Here is a 17,285-nt window from a genome sequence, read left to right on the forward strand (position 1 = left end):
TACAATTTGCAAAAATAGTCTAAAGAAAAAAATTTTTAAGCATGAATTAAAATAATTTTTAACTTTGTTTCACAAAATTTATCTAACAAACATATTAACATTCAAGAATATGAAGAAATTAATCGCAGGAATTGCATTATTCGGAACATTTGCTCTGGCATCTGCACAAACTATTACGTTTGATAAAACTACTTTCGACTACGGTACTATTAAACCTGGTGCTGACGGTACAAGATTTTTTACAGTAACCAACACTGGTGATAAGCCTTTGATTATTTCAAATGTAAAACCTTCTTGCGGATGTACTACACCTGAATTTAGTCAGGATCCGATCATGCCTGGAAAATCAGCTAAGATCAAAGTAGGATACAATACTGCGCTTAACGGAGGATTCAACAAAATGATTGAAGTTTTCTCTAACGACCCTGCCAACAGCAGAAGCGTAATCTATATTAAAGGTAACGTAGATGCTAATGCTCCTGAAGCAAAAGTATTAACTCCTGCTGAGCAGAAAGAAGCTGCAAAAGCTGAGAAAAAAGCTGCAAAAATTGCTAAGAAAGCTGCTGCAAAGTAAGCTTTACTCAAAAAAATAAAAAAACCGTCTCTGAAGAGGCGGTTTTTTTATTATATTTATGTTTGATTAGATAGTGTAGAAGCAATAATACGTAGCAGGTATTCAAATTTTTCAACAACATTACCCAACGTTTTGACTGGAACCGGTTGATAGGTTGTACTTTATTCAGGCAGATAAAGCTCGCCTCTTTTGATATAACCACGCACAACGACAATATCTTTTAATCAATACTGAATCATTTAAATTTAAAAAAACATATGGACACCAATTTCACAAATGATTTTCGGGTAGACGGAAAATTCTCAATCAAGAAAGCATCAACATCATACAAAGGAAAACTGACTAAAGAGGAAGGTACTGAACTATTGATCAAGGAGAAAGAAAAACTTCGTGAATTGCAGGAAAGATTGTATGCAGACGGAAGCCAGTCTTTGCTGGTTGTGCTTCAGGCAATGGATGCCGCAGGAAAAGACAGCATGATTGAACATGTTTTCGGAGGCGTTAATCCACAGGGTTGTAACGTTACCAGCTTTAAAACTCCCAGCTCAAAAGAATATTCCCATGATTTTTTATGGAGGCATTATCTGGCATTGCCCCAAAAAGGAATGATCGGAATTTTCAACCGGTCTCATTATGAAAGTGTATTGGTTTGCAAGGTACATCCGGAATATAATTTAAGTGAAAAAACCTGGTCTTCAGTAAAAGATTTTGATGATACATTCTGGGAAAACAGATATGAGAGCATCCGTAATTTTGAAAAACACCTTGCCCAAAACGGGACTACTGTTATCAAGATCTTCCTGAATGTATCGAAGGATGAGCAAAAGAAAAGATTGCTGGACAGAATTAAGGAGCCTGATAAAAACTGGAAATTTTCCACAGGAGATTTACCTGAGCGGGCATTGTTTGATCAGTATATGAAAGCGTATGAAACGGCAATTAATGAAACTTCAAAAGATCATGCTCCGTGGTATGTACTTCCCGCTGATAATAAATGGTTTGCAAGGGTTGCCGCTGTTCAGATTATCATTGATGCTTTAGAAAAAATGAACCTAAAATATCCGCAACTTTCGGACAAAGACAAACAAGGGCTTATTGATGCTAAAAATACTCTTGAAAGTGAACAATAAAATAATGTAGTATTTTTATACGTAATTGAATAAATAAGAATATTTTTAATTTAATAAATAAAAACAGTGAATAATTTAAATTAATCACTGTTTTTTTATATATTTATCACAAGTGATTTTCACTTTCAATTATAAAAACTTTTACCTATGAAAAAATACCTATCGGTAGCTGCATTAAGCCTTATTGGCTTAATCTCCTGCAGTAACGAACAAAACATTCTTACCAGTGTAGAAAGTATGAAAACTCCCGAAGTAGAAGCTTTTGACAAGGCTTTCAAAAGTTTGGGAGATCCCAAAAACCAACCTACAGCTGAAGAAAAACAAGGAAATTCTGTTGAATTAAGTGACAGAAGAAAAGAAATCATCCTTCCGTCCTCAAAAGCATTAATTGTCTCTACAGGTGTTTCGGAAGCGGAAATGAACAGAAAAACAGGAGGTGATAAAAATAAAATCATCGCCTGGGCACTTGATATTAGTTTCAAACAGAAAGAACAGATATACAAAACAGTAAAGATTGCTAACTAATCTTTAAGAGTTTCAATATCACTTTTTTATTCTCTCACATTTTAAATTATTATCATGAAAAAAATAACCCTGTTCATTTTCTTACTGGTGACAACCATTTGTTTTTCGCAAAGTAAGGTCTTTGTTGTTTATAATTATTCTGACCTTAAGCTTGAAGGCCGATTAACTGCCTGTAACCCAACCAATTTCTATCCTGCTGTGACTGCCAATCCCGCTCCAGGAACTACAATATTTACAATACCTGCCAAACTGATGACGAAGATTTACTCATTGGATACTTCAGGAACTTCGATTGTACCAATATATGACTGGTCTGTAAGTACTTCTCCTCAGACCGGTGGCAGCTATAATTATACTGATCCTTACCTCACTACCATTATGCCTTATCTGGCCTGGGGTGCCTTTTCATTTAGAACTGTGGATAAGACGGGTGCTATCCGGGATTATTTCAATATGGGAAATCCAAATGTATATCCCTCCACAGTTTATACTAATCAGGTTGGCCAAAATATGCCCAATATCACTGTGGAATGGGTAGAATATGCAGATTATATAGCTTTAAGCGTATATCAAAACTAAAAAAATAAAGCGGAGAACATTCTCCGCTTATTTTTGATATAAAATACAGTCTATAAAATCACGAGAAAATCTATAAGCCGGATTTTGTACTTCTGAAGAAGCGCCTGTTATTTATCTACGTTTTACATTACTGCAAAACTTGAGCTGATTACCCCTCGGCTTTCAGGACGAGCCGCCCCTATTTCCATTACTGAAAAGAACCGATATACTTATCATTGCACCGCAAAGAGTTTACCTGGTTTCACTACAGCCGAACTGTACCTGCTTTCTGTTGCACTTGTCCTACCCTCACGGGTGACGGATGTTATCCGCTTTGCTGCTCTATGGTGTCCGGACTTTCCTACCTCCCGTAAACGGGAAATCAACAGGCCGATTTTCTCGCGGATGCAAAGATACGTAAATTTCATGGTAAAACAGGTACACACACCTGAGAGCAATCTGATCTCAGCATTTTTATCTTCGGCTCGAAACTCATTTTTATGCTCAGTTTTTATCCTTTTAGGATTTTACGATTATAATTTTCACTAATTACCACATTATTATTATCTTCGTGCGATTATACATCTATGAATTCCAGGGAAAAAGAATTTGCGCAACTTATTAAAGATAATCAGGGCTTGATTATTAAAGTATCGCGCTTATATACCAATTCTCTTGAAGATGAAGAGGATCTTTTTCAGGAAATCGTATTACAGCTCTGGAGAAGTTATGATTCTTTTAAAGGAAATTCCAAAATTTCTACATGGATGTATCGTGTAGCGCTCAATACAGCCATTACTCTTTTTAGAAAAAAAAAGCAAAAGCCTTCCCACGAATGAACTTGATATCAACCACAAGGATTTTGTGGAGGATGATGATGAGAAACAACAACAAATTTCGCTTTTGTATACTGTGATCAAGACTCTTCCTAATATAGAAAGAGCCATTGTCATGATGTATCTTGACGATCTGCCTTACAAGGATATTGCAGAAAACCTCGGTATCACTGAAGTCAATGCCCGCGTGAAAATGAACAGATTAAAGAAAACCCTTAAAGAACAGATGGAAAAATATGCCTGAATTTGATTTAGACAGTTTTAAAAAAACATGGCAGGAACAACCTGTTCAGCCTAAATATGACAACAGTGAGATTCTTCAGATGTTGAATCGAAAGTCGCGTAATTACGTAAAGTATATTTTCTGGATCAGTGTTGTAGAATTTTTATTCTTTTCCGTACTGGGGTTGTTCTATTTTTTCCAGGAAGAAGAATCAGATAGTTTTCGCAAGGTACTGGAAAGATTGGGAGCACAGGAAGCGCCCGAGGTTGAAAACAATTTTGGCCATGTCTACCTGGCGATTAAAATACTAAGCTTACTCATTACAGCATATTTTGTATTAAAATTTTATCAGAATTACCGGAGAATAAAGATCGAAGAAAATCTTAAGGGGCTTATTACAAGAATCATTAAATTCAAAAGAACAGTTAATGCCTTTATTTTGATCAGTATTGTACTTCTGCTTGCCTTTACCTTCGTACTGACAGCTTTTATATTTTATATTTTAGACGCTCAGAATGTGCAGCCTAGCAACTCCAACCTTACCATTATCATTGTCGGGATTACAGTGAGTACATTTCTTGCTATATCGATGATCTGGCTGTATTACAGGCTGGTATACGGTACCATTATTAAAAAACTGGATAAAAATTTAAAGCAACTTAAGGAAATAGATTCTCAGGAAAATTAATATACGTAGGTTATAGTTCAAGATATATTCATTATTTTTATTCCACCAAATCTTACACTATGCCTTTATCTTATGTCTATGGAGCATCCGAGGTTCCATTATTAGGACAGACTATCGGAGCCAATCTTAAAAGTACAGTTGAAAAATACCCCCATCAGGAAGCATTAATCTGTGTTCATCAGGATTACAGGGCTACGTATCAGGAATTTTATAATCAGACAACTGCTGTTGCAAAAGCATTGATATTCTTAGGTGCAAAAGCCGGTGACCGGGTTGGAGTATGGTCTTCCAACCGTTACGAATGGGTACTTTTACAGTATGCAACGGCCAGGATTGGGACGATTTTAGTCAATATCAATCCCGCTTACCGTACGCATGAACTTACCTATGTTCTTAATCAGTCTGAAGTTCGTTTTATCTTTTCTTCTTTACATTTCAAAACCAGTAATTATAAAGAAATGGTAGAATATGCGAAAGAAGTATGCCCGAGCCTTGAGCACGAAATTTTCTTTGATGATACCTGGGAAGATTTTGTAAATAACGGGCAGAATATTTCTGATGAAGTACTTCACAGTTTTGAAGAACATGTACAGTTTGATGATCCTGTGAATATTCAGTATACTTCAGGCACTACGGGTTTTCCTAAAGGAGTAACACTTTCTCATCATAATATTTTAAATAACGGGTATTTTATCGGGATACGTTTACATTATACGGAAAAGGACAGGGTGTGCATTCCCGTACCTTTTTATCATTGTTTCGGAATGGTCATCGGGAATATATGCTGTACCGCTCACGGAGCCTGTATGGTAATCCCGAATGACAGTTTTGATCCGGATATCACCTTAAAGGTAGTCTCGGATGAAAAATGCACATCTTTATATGGTGTTCCTACTATGTTTATTGCTGAACTGGCTGTAAAAGATTTTGAAACCTATGATTTTTCAAGTTTAAGAACAGGAGTGATGGCAGGTTCAGTTTGTCCGCCAGAAATCATGAAAAAGGTGGAAAGCCTGATGAATATTAAGGAAATGAGCATCTGTTACGGAATGACGGAGACCTCTCCCGTCTCTACCCAGACTTTAATTGGAACTCCATTGGCCAAACAGGTAAGTACCGTAGGCACAGTACAGGATCACCTTGAGATAAAAATTGTTGATGAAAACGGCAGAATCCTGAAACGCGGGGAACATGGCGAACTTTGTACGAGGGGATATTCCGTTATGCTGAAATACTGGAATGACCCTGAAAACACAAAAAAAGTATTAGACCACGCGCGCTGGATGCATACAGGTGATCTGGCGGTAATGGATAAGGATGGCTATATTACCATTTCAGGAAGAATTAAGGACCTGATCATCCGCGGAGGAGAAAATATTTCCCCTAAAGAAATTGAAGATTTTTTATATACCTATACCCATATTCTGGATGTTCAGATCATAGGTATTCCCAGTGAAAAATTTGGAGAGGAAGTCATGGCATGGGTGAAGGTAAGAAAAGGATTTACCATTACTGAAGATGAATTGGTTGAATACTGCAAAGGAAAAATTGCCCATTATAAAGTTCCGAAATACTGGAAATTTGTAGATGAGTTTCCAATGACAATCTCAGGAAAGATAAGAAAAGTGGAAATGCGTGAAATTTCTATGAAAGAATTGGGTCTTGAAAATGCTAAAAATATATAACTAAATTATATTTTACTAAAAACAAAAGGTGAACATTTAACGTTCACCTTTTTATATTATCCGATACTATCTATAGTTCTTTCCTTAATCTTGCAACAGGAATATTAAGCTGCTCACGATATTTTGCGATCGTTCTTCTGGCAATATTATATCCTTGTTCTTTTAAAATCACTACCAATGCATCGTCCGTTAATGGTTTTCTCTTGTTTTCTTTATCGATTACTTCCTGCAGGTGGGTTTTGATTTCTTTTGTAGAAACTTCTTCTCCGTCATCATTCGTTAAACTATCAGAGAACAGATCTTTAAGATAGACGATACCGTTTGGGGTATCGGCATATTTACTTTTACCACTCTGGAGATGGTAGAAATATCAAATCCCGTTATATCTGCAACATCTTTTAAGATCATTGGTTTCAGAGATTTTTCGTCCCCTGTAATGAAATAATCTTTCTGGAACTTTACAATCGCGGTAATGGTTTGTAATAATGTATTCTGACGCTGGTTAATCGCATCGATATACCATTTGGCAGCATCAAGCTTTTGTTTGATAAACAAGGCCGCTTGTTTATGCTCTGAAGAGTTTTTATCGTGTGAGTAGGTTGACAAAATATCTTTGTATTCCTCAGATACTCTCAGAGTCGGTGCATTTTTACTGTTAAGCATCGGAATTACCTGTCCGTCCTTCACCTGAATCACAAAATCCGGGATAATTTCCTGATTGATGGTAATCGTCTGGGTATCAAAGTTACCCCCTACTTTTGGAGATAGTTTTGATATTTCGTCCAATGCATCCTTCAGATCATCTTCTTCAATATCATATTTCTGGATGATCTTATTGTAGTGCTTATTAGTCAGGGCATCAAACTGATACCTCAAAATATTGGCTGCTAAAGAAACAGCTTTATCTGAGCTGACCTTCTTCTCAATCTGTAATAATAAACATTCCTGCAATCCTCTTGCACCGACACCCGGTGGATCCAGTTTCTGAATGTAATTTTCTAGAATATCCTCTACCCTTTCTCTGGTAGTATAAATTCCTTGTGAGAAAGCAAGATCATCAACGATAGATTTAATTTCCCTTCTCAAATATCCGTCAGTATCCAGATTGCCGATAAGGTATTCTGCAATTTTCAGGTCTTCTTCACTGATATTCACCAAATGGATCTGCTCCAGCAGATAATCATATAAAGACTGGCCTTCCGTCAGCAGGCTTTCATTATCAAACTCTTCATCATCAGGGGAGTAATTGCTGGATGCGGTTTTATAGCTAGGTTCGTCGTCATAAAGATATTCATTAACGTCGAAGTCTGTTTCAATGCTTTCTGTACCCTCATCCTGATAAGCATCTTCCAAAGAAGAATATTCATCTTCTTTAGAATCTTCTTTTACAATTTCCAAAGCAGGGTTTTCTTCTAACTCTCTCTCCAACTCCTCTTCAAATTCAAGAGTATGAAGCTGAATCAGCTTCATCAACTGGATCTGCTGAGGAGCCAGCTTCTGTCCTAATTTGAGTTGTAAGTGTTGTTTAAGCATATTCGTGTTTGCGTTTTAACATAACATATTCTACGAATTTAATAAATTTATTTGATAAAAGATACAATTAGCATGATTTTTGCATTACAACTTTCAACATAATAAACTATTAAACAATAAAAAAAGCCTTAATTTTTCATTAAGGCTTTTTTTATTGTTCTAGAATTCAGCACTTTTCGGCGTTCTAGGGAAAGGAATCACATCTCTGATATTTGTCATTCCCGTTACGAAAAGAACAAGTCTTTCCAATCCCAAACCGAAGCCTGCATGCGGCACAGAACCAAACTTACGGGTATCAAGGTACCACCAAAGCTCGTGCTCATCTACATGCATATCTGCCATCTTCTGTTTTAAAACATCCAGTCTCGCTTCTCTTTCCGATCCTCCGATAATTTCACCAATTCCCGGGAAAAGAACATCCATTGCTGCCACTGTTTTATTGTCATCATTTAACTTCATATAGAAAGCTTTGATTTCTTTCGGATAGTCAAATAATACTACTGGGCTCTCAAAATGTTTCTCAACAAGATATCTTTCATGCTCAGACTGAAGGTCTGTTCCCCATTTTTCAACAGGGTATGCAAATTTTCCTTTTTTGTTTTCCTTAGAGTTCAATAAGATCTCGATTGCTTCCGTATAACTTACACGCTTGAAACGTTTAGCCACTACATTCTGAAGTTTCTCGATAAGGCCTTCTTTTGCTCTTTCTTTTTCAGGTTTTGACTTCTGCTCTTCTTCGAAGCGCTTATCAAGGAATTCAAGATCATCTTTACAGTTGTCCAGAACATATTGAATCACATACTTCAGGAAATCTTCTGCAAGGTCAATATTGTCTTCAAGGTTGTTGAACGCTACTTCCGGTTCAATCATCCAGAATTCTGCAAGGTGTCTTGTTGTGTTAGAGTTTTCAGCACGGAAAGTAGGGCCGAATGTATAGATTCTTCCTAATCCCATAGCTGCAGTTTCTCCTTCAAGCTGTCCTGAAACGGTAAGGTTGGTTTTTTTTCCGAAGAAATCCTGTGAAAAATCAATTTCGCCCTCTTCAGTTTTTGGCATATTGTTCAGGTCAAAGTTCGTCACCCCAAACATTTCTCCTGCTCCTTCTGCATCAGCTCCGGTAATTACAGGCGTATTGATATAGAAGAACTGGTTTTTGTTGAAGAATGAATGAACGGCAAAACTCACTGCGTGACGTACTCTGAAAACAGCTCCAAAAAGGTTGGTTCTGAATCTCAGGTGGGCCTGCTCACGAAGTTTCTCCAAGCTGTGTTTCTTAGGCTGAAGAATTGTACTTTGAAGTTCTTCAGTAAAGTTATCTCCTAAAATGATAATTTTTTTAGCGATAATTTCCACAGATTGTCCTGCTCCCTGGCTTTCTACCACTTCACCTACTACTTTAAGAGAAGAAGCCGTACTAATTTTTTTGATGATCTCTTCATCAAAATTTTCGAAATCAACAACTATCTGCAAATTATTAATCGTAGAACCATCATTAAGCGCAATAAAGCGATTCGCACGGAATGATCTTACCCATCCGTAAACTGTAATGTCATGATGTAATACTTTCTTGTAATCCTTCAGGATTTCTTTGATCGTTTGCTTTTTCATTTGTTGATGATAAATTTTTTATATAAAAATTAATGTCTGCAAAGTTACAAAAAAACAGCGCAACTTAATGATTGCGCTGCCTTTAAAAATCATTTAACAAGCATTAAAACTTTCAATTCAGGAAAACTATATTTTTTATGGTTATTACCTGACCACTCTAAAGATTTAAATTTATCTGAATATGATCCTGAATTTCAATAAAATTCGCATTAACCTGAACGAATATCACTATTTTATAAAGAATACATTATATTCTGAGTTTTCATGGTTTTTAGTTTTTATCCTTTGTATCGAAATGGTTATTAGTTTTTTTTGAGGTGATACTTTTCCGGTCAATAATCCGATCTATAACAACGTGGTTGATTCTCATGGTTTTTGTTGAAAGCAGATCGAACGGACTTCTGTTTTAATTACTTTAATAATTTTCAAATGATTATTTTCTACGTACCAAATTTTTAATGTTTACCTGTTCACTTTCTTTTTTCTTTTTTCTTTTTTAATGTTTTTTTTCGATTAATTTTTTCCGGTCATTCAAACCTGATTGTTTTTTTGCTGATCAGCAATTTTAATTTTGAAATTCAGACTGTGCACATCCAAGTTCCAAATGTTGTGTGTTTTTACCTGGAACAAAGATGCATGAAGAAGTGTAACGACACAAGCAAATAGTCCATAAATTCATAAATTTATATACCTAAAAACATGAATTTATAGATGATAAAATATTGATAACGAAACAATTAAATATTAATCCACTTTCATTTCTTCTATTTCTTTCAAATAGACGGAAAGTGGTGTTCCGGTTCTTTTTTTGAATGCCATTGTGAAGGCCTGTTCATTATTGTACCCTAATTCTTCGGCAATAAAAGGAACTTTATAAGAGCGAAATTTTCTGTCGGTAGCCAATCTGCTGATGGCATAATCAATTCTTAAATCATTCAGATAGGTAGCGAAATTTTTTCCTTTGTAGGTATTGATGATTTCTGATAAATATCTGGAGTTGGTTTTTATTTTTTTAGCAAGAACACCTAATGTAATTCCTTTACTCAAAAACTGTTCTTTTGTTTCAAAGGTTCCAAGCTCCTGCAAAATAGTCTGGGCAATGTCTTCAGAAATTGTTCTGCTCGTTTTATCTTCAGCATTATCGGTGAGAAAAGAATCTGAATCTATTTCATTCTTTGATTCGTCATCCGTCTTTATTTTTTTCTCATTTACAGACTGGATCAGATCCTGAGCAATTTTTTTATATTTTTTTCTGTTTTTTTATACTTAAAATAAAAGTTGATAAACAGGAGATGGGAAATCAATAAAAGGCTTATGACAATATAAAAGAGTTTCTTCCTTTTTTCAAGTCCATTCGTAATCGTTTCTTTTTCCTGTTGTAAGGTCAGCACATCATATCTTCCCGGGAGTTCCCGCGATATGTACCGGAACTGCGTATTGAGAATATGGTCAATTTTAAAAAAACGTTCAACATAGTACAGCTGTTTTTCCTGATCTCTTATTTCCTTATAATGATTAATCAGATAGGTATAAACTTCTCTGAGCTCAGGATATATATAATCTGTCTTAAGGACTATAGAATCAATTTTCTTAAAACATGCGATCGCGTTGTCTTTTTGTTGAAGTCCTGCATAGGATCTTCCTAGATTCAAAAGTGTGTAATTTTCATTTCGTTGACTTTCATTACCGGGTGTAAAGAAAAATTTTTCGCATTGCAACAAATCATCAATTGCATTTTGATATTTTTTTGACTGCAAATGATAATACCCTAATAATCCTAAGTTTTGATAATAGCGGTACATATCATTATTTTTTTTGGAAGCCTGCAAACCCTCTTGGATCAGTATATGAGCCGAATCCATTTTATTAATCTCTATATAAGCGCCCGCAAGATTGAGCTTAAGGCCATCGCGCTCCTCATCGCTCATATATTCAGCATTATACAAATAATTCCTTAAGGTTTTAGCGGTTTCGGCGTGTTTTCCGATATAATTGTTCAGATTAGCAATTCCGATATGAGCCAGGGCAATCTGTCTTTTATCATCTTTTTCCTGTGCATATTTCAGCCCCAGCAGATAATTATCCAGCGCAGCATGAAGATCATTGAACTTCCAGTATAAATTGGCCCTCAACAAGTAAGTTCTGGCAGGATTATAAATTTGTTGAGAGTTTTTTGTAATCTTTTGTAGACTGTCAAGATATTTTAAAGCAACCGGTAAAGGTTTATCAAAATGTAAAAGTACATATGCCTCAGCAATCTGATCAACATTGTTCTCAGCTTTAGCTTTTTTCAGATACAGTTCAGCATTATTTTTTCTGATTTTGTCATCACCTGATTTACCTTTATAGAAATTGTTTTCCAATTCGCCATAGGTACTTTTTTTCTGAAATGTTCTTTTCAACACTTGTGGTTTGTGCATTTAATATGTTACTGAGAATGAGTAACAGGATCAGATATTTTATTCTCATCAATTTCCAGGGTATCTTACAAAAGTATTATTATTTGGTATAAGTTACAACAAAGGCAGCCTAATCCGGTCAGGCTGCGTTTTAAAATCATAAACAATTTTAATCCAGAATGAAAAACCAGTCTGTTTCTACGGAAAAAGAATTAAATCCTTTGATAAAAAACGTTTCCTGAACACTTTGATAAAGGTGAATATTGATTGAGATTTTTCTGTATAATCATCATTCACGATTTGGATACATCATTCACCGATCCGGCTACATTTTCTCTGTCGTAAGTTTCCATCTTTGTCCCATCATTTAAACAAAAAAATATTTAAAAATGGAAACAAAAAAAGTATGGTTCGTGACAGGAGCTTCAAAAGGCTTAGGATTTGAATTGGTTAAAAAATTACTGTCGGAAGGATTTCGGGTGGCCGCAACAAGTCGTTCCGTTGATTCCCTGTTTTCCGCTTTCGGAGAAACTTCAGAAAACTTTCTTCCTCTCGGTGTAAACATTACAGATAATAACGATATTAAATCTGCTATAACGAAAACAGTGGAACATTTCGGACGAATTGACGTGGTTGTGAACAATGCAGGCTACGGGCAGATCGGAACTCTTGAAGAGCTTACCGATGAAGAAGCAAGAGAAAATTATGCCGTGAATGTTTTCGGAACGCTGAATGTGATCAGGAATGCAATGCCTTATCTTCGTGAACAAAAATCAGGAAATATTTTCAACATTTCTTCTGTTGGAGGGTATTCTGCTAATTTTCCAGGCTGGGGAATCTATTGTTCTACAAAATTCGCTGTAGCCGGATTTACGGAAGCACTCGCTGAAGAAGTAAAAGACTTCGGAATTCATGCTACGGTTGTTTATCCGGGGTATTTCCGCACAGATTTTTTAACGAAAGATTCGGTAAAAACACCAGCCAACCCAATACAGGCCTATGAAGCAGCAAGAAATTCGGAACAGGCTCACCTCAATGAAATCAATGGTAATCAACCTAATGATCCTGAAAAAGCAGCAGATGTCCTGATCCGGATTAGTAAAGAAAAAAATCCGCCTGTCCATTTATTATTAGGGGTAGGAACAGTGGAATTTCTGAATAACAAAATTGATATTTTAAAGAAAGATGCAGAGAAATGGGAAAGTCTTACGGTTTCTACAGCGATTTAGTCTGATCATATCATCCTTTAGCTTCGCTCACGTATGGGGAGCTAAAGGCTTTTTAAGTCAGTGCATTATATATTATTTACAAAACCCCTACCTTAGCTAATATGAAACAGCCCGTCCGTTTTAATTCTATTTCAGATTTTCATGCTTTTTGTAGTCTGCCCAATCCTGAGCATCCGTTGATCAGCATTATAGATTACAGCAAAGTGCGGTATGTAGTGGATGATCATGAATTGAAGTGGATACAGAACTTTTACTCCATCGGCCTGAAAAAGAACGTCAGTCCCAAGTTCAATTACGGACATCAACAATATGATTTTGATTCAGGAGTATTGTGCTTTGTTTCACCTCAACAATATTTAAGTCTTGAAATCAATCCGGATGTTGAAGTAGAACCTACCGGGTTTTTATTGCTGATTCACCCTGATTTTCTATGGAATACTTCATTAACGAGGAAAATTAAATCTTATGACTTCTTCAGTTATCAGGTAAAAGAGGCTCTTTTTCTTTCTGATAAAGAAGAAAAAATTCTTGTTGATATTTTTAAAAATATTGAACGTGAATACCAGACCAACAACGATAGATTTACACAGGAACTGATCATTAGTCAGATTGAATTATTACTGATTTATTCTGACCGTTTTTATGAGAGACAATTTTTCACCAGGAAAAAATCGAGTCATGAGCTGTTATATAAATTTGAAGATATTCTTTCCCGGTACTTTGATAACGGAAACCTTCTTGAAAATGGTATCCCATCCGTAAAAAGCATTGCTGAGCAGATGAATATCTCACCCAACTATCTTGGGACCTTGCTCCGCCTGCATACCCGGCAAAATACACAGCAGCATATTCAAAATAAGTTAATTGATTGTGCAAAAGAACGTTTGAGCACCACCAGTTTATCTGTAAGTGAAATTGCTTATGAGCTGGGATTTGAGCATCCGCAATCTTTCAGTAAACTGTTTAAGCAGAAAACCAACCAGTCTCCGGGAGAATTCAGAAAATTATTTAATTAGTGATATAATAAAAAGTAAATGACGATGAGGATTATTGTTTCACTGCAATTATTCGTCTTTCTTGGAAGGGATCAGAAAAACATCGATAAGCCCTTCAGGAAGTTCCATTTTAATGAATCTTTCTTCTCTGTTTACTTCAAGAATCCAGTCTTTAATCATAGGAATTACCACTTCTTTTCCATCCAGATTGGTAATGAAATATACCTGTGCTGTCTGATCGTTTACAGATCTTATGACTCCACAGTTATTATCATTTTGGTCAAAAATTTCAAATCCGATGATCTCGTGATAGTAGAATTGTTTTCCTGAAAGTGTAGGCAATGTAGTAAGCGGCAGGTAAACACTTTTACCTAAAACCTGATCTACCATTGCTTCAGAAGAGTTTTTGAATGCAAGATTCAGAGCATCTAATTTGCTCCATGATGATTTTTCAATAAAAAATGGAACCAATAATCCGTTGATTTCAACGAATATTGATTCCAATTTATTGTAAAGCTCGGGTTGATCGGTATCCAATTTAAGGATCACGTTGCCCGCAAGTCCGTGTCTGCGTGTGATTTTACCTAAAAAATAGCAATCTTCTTTACGCATAACAGAGTTTGTTCTTAAGCTTCAGTGTTTTCTTCAGTTTCAGCAGCAGGAGCTTCTCCTTCTGTAGCTTCAGCAACAACTTCTTCAGCAGGTGCGTTTGCAGCTTCTTCAGCAGCTTTAGCATCAGCCTCAGCTTGTGCAGCAGCAGCTACTCTAGCTTCGTTTACTTTTACTTCAGCTTCGAAAGCAGCTTTCTTAGCATCAGCTTTAGCAGTAGCTAAACCTTCTACTTTACCTTGTACTTTAGCATCTTTAGCTTCTACCCAAGCGTTGAATCTTTTCTCAGCTTCAGCTTCATCAAAAGCACCTTTAGCTACACCACCTTGTAAGTGTTTTTGTAAAGAGCACCTTTGTAAGATAAAATAGCTCTAGCAGTATCAGTAGGCTGAGCACCGTTGTTTAACCACTGTACAGCAGAATCAACGTTCAACTCGATAGTTGCTGGATTAGTAATTGGGTTGTAAGTTCCTAGTTTTTCGATGAATCTACCATCTCTTCTAGCTCTTGAATCTGCAACCACGATGTGGAAAAAAGGTTTACCTTTTTTACCGTGTCTTTGTAATCTGATTTTTACTGACATAATGTTTGAATTTTACGGGAACTCGTCCCAGTTAAATATTTAAGAGTGCAAAGATACATAAAAATTCTAATTGAACAATTAATAAATATAACAATTTATTAATCTAACGGTATAACAATATTTTGCACCTGTTTAAACCATTGATATATTGGAAAATTTTCACATTGCTTACATAGAAACATGCTATACTGTCCCCATATAGAACAGCCCCAAACATTTTTGGTTTTCTTCGATAGTGAGAGAATCTTTCAAGTGGTTGACAATTGTTGGGGAACTCCAGTAACAGCCGATATTGTTTGCTGTACAAGTCAGATACATGTTCTGCACGGCCATGGAAGTAGCTGCTATTTCTTCCCAATCAGGAACCATACCGCTGAAGTTAACAACGATAGAAACGACTACGTCAGCTTTATTGATTTTAAAACCGATATCATTATATTTTTTTCCAGGAAAAGCTGTTCAGGCTGGGTTGCTTTATAAATAGCCTGCATTTCTGAGGCAAGCTGAGCTTTTTCTTCTCCTTTGAATATTTTGAAGCGCCAAGGCTTAGTCCGTTTATGATTAGGAGCGAATGTGGCAGAGTGTAGAATTTCTTCCAAAATTTCCTGAGATATTTCTGCATCAGCATAATCTTTTGGAAAAATACTTCTTCTCTGCTCTATGATTTCTTTTAAAATGGGTGCTTTATTCATACCTGCAAATTTACAACATGGAATTCAATCTGTTGTATTTAAAACAAGTATTCCATAAAAGAAAAAACTTCAAATACATTTGAAGCTCTATTGATCAGATTTATGATTAATAACCTGTGAAAAAAAAAATTATCATTCACTTATAATACTTCCACAATCTTCTGATGGATCTTGTTTAACGTAAATTCATCCCCAGATTTCATTCCCATCATTTTTTTGGCCATCGGACTTTCCGAAGATATGGCATAAAACCTGTCTCCTTCAAAAAGAACTCTCCCAGGGATACAGAAATATAAAACCGGGCTTTATTGGTAATCACCAGCGAACCAAGCTGTACTCTTTCCGTAGAGGTATTCAGTACTTTTGCCATATTTCTTTTAAGATCGTTCAAAGCTCCCAGCTGTCGCTGCATCTGATAGATCTCCTCCTGCATTTCTTCCCTCATGCTGTCATACTTCGGAGTTTTCTTGATGTCACGGCTGGCTTCAAGAGTAAATTCGATAAAATTTTTAAGCTTCTCTATTTTCTCTGCGATAGTCATTGTCACAAAGTCTCTGATATCACTTTTTTCAAATACAATCTTCTCCATACAATCGATTCTTTATATAAAGATAATATTTTTAGAATAATAATATCCATTTTCATTCCATCATAAAAATTATTAATCATTTATCGTCAAAAAAAAAGAAAAACTTAGCAACAGTGACTTTTATTACTAAAAAAGCTGTCTTCAACCAGAAAACAGCTTCAATATAATTTTTTTTAAATGCTCTATTGAATATGTGAGGACCTTTCTGAGATTCTACTTCTCTGCAAGTTTCTTAAGATCTGCCAGCCCCTGTCCGAACATTTTATCCATATTATTATCCATCATTGGCTTCATCATTTTCATCATGGTATTCAACTCATTGTCGATCATCCATGTTACCTTTGTTCCGTTTCCTTCCGGAGTTAAAATTATATTGCTCACCGCGTCACCTTCAAAGGGTTTAATAAAATGAAGTTTTGTCACCATCTTTTCATTAGGTACAATTTCAGTAATTGATTGTTCACCTTCACTGTCATCACCTTTCCAATGATAAGAATCACCCATTTTACTGCCTTCTCCTGAGTATGTAATGGTAATATTTTTTATTTCTTTCGAAAAAGGGTCCCAGGTATTATAGGCTTTTAAAGAACCTGCGTGCTGCCATACCTTTTCTTTAGGTGCATTAATGACTACAGATTTTTCAAAATGATAATTTTTACTGAAAGCCAGCATAGCAAAGATCGCGTATACGATAATCAGCAAAATGATAATGCCGATAATTTTTAAGAGTGTTTTCATAGTATTATTATTTAAGGTTTAATTTTCTTGTGTAATCGTTTACATTTTTGTTCAAAATTAAATATTCTCCCTCCACTCCAACTTCTCCTAT

The 17,285-nt window shown here is 35.7% G+C and carries 15 protein-coding genes, 1 other RNA gene and 4 pseudogenes; 10 read left to right on the forward strand and 10 right to left on the reverse strand.

Annotated elements, in window-relative coordinates:
* The first annotated feature begins 109 nt into the window (after positions 1–109).
* From H3Z85_02950 to H3Z85_02965, 4 genes are all read left to right on the forward strand, one after another.
* On the forward strand, positions 110–574 hold the full coding sequence (locus H3Z85_02950) for a DUF1573 domain-containing protein (GenBank protein ID QPQ52461.1): 465 nt from the start codon (positions 110–112) through the stop codon (positions 572–574).
* Between the two features lie 257 nt (positions 575–831).
* A complete protein-coding gene (locus tag H3Z85_02955; GenBank protein ID QPQ52462.1) occupies positions 832–1,704 on the forward strand; it encodes a polyphosphate kinase 2 family protein in 873 nt (290 codons plus the stop codon).
* Positions 1,705–1,851: 147 nt separating this feature from the next.
* Positions 1,852–2,229, forward strand: coding sequence for a hypothetical protein (locus H3Z85_02960; protein ID QPQ52463.1), 378 nt, complete (start codon positions 1,852–1,854; stop codon positions 2,227–2,229).
* A 54-nt stretch (positions 2,230–2,283) separates the two neighbouring features.
* Complete coding sequence (locus tag H3Z85_02965) at positions 2,284–2,808, forward strand: hypothetical protein (protein ID QPQ52464.1); 525 nt, start codon at positions 2,284–2,286, stop codon at positions 2,806–2,808.
* 57 nt (positions 2,809–2,865) lie between these two features.
* Here the strand turns inward: H3Z85_02965 and rnpB are convergent.
* An RNA gene (gene rnpB / locus H3Z85_02970) (RNase P RNA component class A) lies at positions 2,866–3,189 on the reverse strand.
* 185 nt (positions 3,190–3,374) lie between these two features.
* Between rnpB and H3Z85_02975 the strand changes: the two are divergent.
* The 3 genes and pseudogenes from H3Z85_02975 to H3Z85_02985 all read left to right on the forward strand — a co-directional run bounded on the left by H3Z85_02975 (position 3,375) and on the right by H3Z85_02985 (position 6,219).
* Positions 3,375–3,867: pseudogene (locus H3Z85_02975) on the forward strand (sigma-70 family RNA polymerase sigma factor).
* Entirely contained in the window at positions 3,860–4,534 is a 675-nt protein-coding gene (locus tag H3Z85_02980) for a beta-carotene 15,15'-monooxygenase (protein QPQ52465.1), read from the forward strand. Before H3Z85_02975 ends, H3Z85_02980 begins: the two are co-directional and overlap by 8 nt.
* A 59-nt stretch (positions 4,535–4,593) precedes the next feature.
* Positions 4,594–6,219, forward strand: coding sequence for an AMP-binding protein (locus H3Z85_02985; protein ID QPQ52466.1), 1,626 nt, complete (start codon positions 4,594–4,596; stop codon positions 6,217–6,219).
* Positions 6,220–6,289: 70 nt separating this feature from the next.
* Here H3Z85_02985 and rpoN read toward each other — a convergent pair.
* The 4 genes and pseudogenes from rpoN to H3Z85_03005 form a co-directional block, all read right to left on the reverse strand.
* Positions 6,290–7,752 (reverse strand): annotated as a pseudogene (gene rpoN / locus H3Z85_02990) (RNA polymerase factor sigma-54).
* A 159-nt stretch (positions 7,753–7,911) separates the two neighbouring features.
* The gene (gene asnS, locus H3Z85_02995; protein ID QPQ52467.1) at positions 7,912–9,360 is read right to left on the reverse strand and encodes an asparagine--tRNA ligase; all 1,449 of its coding nucleotides are present in this window, start codon (positions 9,358–9,360) and stop codon (positions 7,912–7,914) included.
* A gap of 744 nt (positions 9,361–10,104) precedes the next feature.
* Positions 10,105–10,407, reverse strand: coding sequence for an AraC family transcriptional regulator (locus H3Z85_03000; protein QPQ52468.1), 303 nt, complete (start codon positions 10,405–10,407; stop codon positions 10,105–10,107).
* A 173-nt stretch (positions 10,408–10,580) separates the two neighbouring features.
* Positions 10,581–11,762 carry a hypothetical protein gene (locus H3Z85_03005; protein ID QPQ52469.1) on the reverse strand — a complete coding sequence of 394 codons (1,182 nt, stop codon included), beginning with the start codon at positions 11,760–11,762 and terminating at the stop codon, positions 10,581–10,583.
* Between the two features lie 386 nt (positions 11,763–12,148).
* On the opposite strand from H3Z85_03005, the gene H3Z85_03010 reads away from it, so the two are divergent.
* Both H3Z85_03010 and H3Z85_03015 read left to right on the forward strand, forming a co-directional pair.
* Positions 12,149–12,988 carry an SDR family NAD(P)-dependent oxidoreductase gene (locus tag H3Z85_03010; protein QPQ52470.1) on the forward strand — a complete coding sequence of 280 codons (840 nt, stop codon included), beginning with the start codon at positions 12,149–12,151 and terminating at the stop codon, positions 12,986–12,988.
* 101 nt (positions 12,989–13,089) lie between these two features.
* Positions 13,090–14,004, forward strand: coding sequence for a helix-turn-helix transcriptional regulator (locus H3Z85_03015; GenBank protein ID QPQ52471.1), 915 nt, complete (start codon positions 13,090–13,092; stop codon positions 14,002–14,004).
* Positions 14,005–14,052: 48 nt separating this feature from the next.
* Here H3Z85_03015 and rimM read toward each other — a convergent pair whose 3' ends face one another.
* Positions 14,053–14,595, reverse strand: a complete 543-nt coding sequence (rimM, locus tag H3Z85_03020) for a 16S rRNA processing protein RimM (GenBank protein QPQ52472.1) — start codon at positions 14,593–14,595, stop codon at positions 14,053–14,055.
* Positions 14,596–14,619: 24 nt separating this feature from the next.
* Between rimM and H3Z85_03025 the strand changes: the two genes are divergently transcribed.
* The gene (locus H3Z85_03025) at positions 14,620–14,961 is read left to right on the forward strand and encodes a hypothetical protein (protein QPQ52473.1); all 342 of its coding nucleotides are present in this window, start codon (positions 14,620–14,622) and stop codon (positions 14,959–14,961) included.
* Here the strand turns inward: H3Z85_03025 and rpsP are convergent.
* From rpsP to H3Z85_03045, 4 genes and pseudogenes are all read right to left on the reverse strand, one after another.
* Complete coding sequence (gene rpsP, locus H3Z85_03030) at positions 14,909–15,175, reverse strand: 30S ribosomal protein S16 (protein ID QPQ52474.1); 267 nt, start codon at positions 15,173–15,175, stop codon at positions 14,909–14,911. The genes H3Z85_03025 and rpsP overlap by 53 nt on opposite strands.
* A gap of 183 nt (positions 15,176–15,358) precedes the next feature.
* Positions 15,359–15,867, reverse strand: a pseudogene (locus tag H3Z85_03035) (nitroreductase).
* Between the two features lie 140 nt (positions 15,868–16,007).
* Positions 16,008–16,456: pseudogene (locus tag H3Z85_03040) on the reverse strand (hypothetical protein).
* Between the two features lie 213 nt (positions 16,457–16,669).
* The gene (locus H3Z85_03045; protein ID QPQ52475.1) at positions 16,670–17,194 is read right to left on the reverse strand and encodes an SRPBCC family protein; all 525 of its coding nucleotides are present in this window, start codon (positions 17,192–17,194) and stop codon (positions 16,670–16,672) included.
* Positions 17,195–17,285: the final 91 nt, after the last annotated feature.

Source organism: Chryseobacterium indologenes (assembly GCA_016025055.1).
GTDB lineage: Bacteria > Bacteroidota > Bacteroidia > Flavobacteriales > Weeksellaceae > Chryseobacterium > Chryseobacterium indologenes.

What these genes read in the sequence shown, in the direction of transcription:
- H3Z85_03010 (QPQ52470.1), top strand. Translation starts at nt 12,149, where the DNA reads ATGGAAACAAAAAAAGTATGGTTCGTGACAGGAGCTTCAAAAGGCTTA.
- H3Z85_02980 (QPQ52465.1), top strand. Translation starts at nt 3,860, where the DNA reads ATGCCTGAATTTGATTTAGACAGTTTTAAAAAAACATGGCAGGAACAA.
- rpsP (QPQ52474.1), bottom strand. Translation starts at nt 15,175, where the DNA reads ATGTCAGTAAAAATCAGATTACAAAGACACGGTAAAAAAGGTAAACCT.
- H3Z85_02960 (QPQ52463.1), top strand. Translation starts at nt 1,852, where the DNA reads ATGAAAAAATACCTATCGGTAGCTGCATTAAGCCTTATTGGCTTAATC.
- asnS (QPQ52467.1), bottom strand. Translation starts at nt 9,360, where the DNA reads ATGAAAAAGCAAACGATCAAAGAAATCCTGAAGGATTACAAGAAAGTA.
- H3Z85_02985 (QPQ52466.1), top strand. Translation starts at nt 4,594, where the DNA reads ATGCCTTTATCTTATGTCTATGGAGCATCCGAGGTTCCATTATTAGGA.
- H3Z85_03045 (QPQ52475.1), bottom strand. Translation starts at nt 17,194, where the DNA reads ATGAAAACACTCTTAAAAATTATCGGCATTATCATTTTGCTGATTATC.
- H3Z85_02955 (QPQ52462.1), top strand. Translation starts at nt 832, where the DNA reads ATGGACACCAATTTCACAAATGATTTTCGGGTAGACGGAAAATTCTCA.
- H3Z85_03015 (QPQ52471.1), top strand. Translation starts at nt 13,090, where the DNA reads ATGAAACAGCCCGTCCGTTTTAATTCTATTTCAGATTTTCATGCTTTT.
- H3Z85_02950 (QPQ52461.1), top strand. Translation starts at nt 110, where the DNA reads ATGAAGAAATTAATCGCAGGAATTGCATTATTCGGAACATTTGCTCTG.
- rimM (QPQ52472.1), bottom strand. Translation starts at nt 14,595, where the DNA reads ATGCGTAAAGAAGATTGCTATTTTTTAGGTAAAATCACACGCAGACAC.
- H3Z85_02965 (QPQ52464.1), top strand. Translation starts at nt 2,284, where the DNA reads ATGAAAAAAATAACCCTGTTCATTTTCTTACTGGTGACAACCATTTGT.